At 52.7% G+C, this 357-nt stretch carries 1 rRNA gene; it reads right to left on the bottom strand.

Going from position 1 to position 357, the window contains the following annotated elements:
- Positions 1-232: 232 nt before the first annotated feature.
- Positions 233-349: ribosomal RNA gene (gene rrf, locus K1I44_RS15115) — 5S ribosomal RNA — on the bottom strand.
- Positions 350-357: the final 8 nt, after the last annotated feature.

Here is a 357-nt window from a genome sequence, read left to right on the forward strand (position 1 = left end):
AGGTAGGATTCGAACCTACGACCGCTCGGTTAACAGCCGAGTGCTCTACCACTGAGCTACTGCGGAATGATCCGTTAAAGTTAATCATTTGTGCTTCATCAACATGTTGCGTAACTTTACTGCCTCTTCCTCTACTCGCACACTCCACGATGATGGATGCGTCGAGGCAACTCGAAGCTTAATCGACGAAGCATCGCTCGTCACTGAGCTACTGCGGAATAACTTATCTTTTGCCCGGCAACGTCCTACTCTCGCAGGCGGTGTCCCGCCAACTACCATCGGCGCTGGAGAGCTTAACTTCCGTGTTCGGGATGGGAACGGGTGTGACCTCTCCGCCATCGTCACCGAGCAATAATG

The organism is Anoxybacillus sp. ST4, assembly GCF_019448545.1.
In the GTDB taxonomy this organism is placed as follows: Bacteria; Bacillota; Bacilli; order Bacillales; family Anoxybacillaceae; genus Anoxybacillus; species Anoxybacillus pushchinoensis.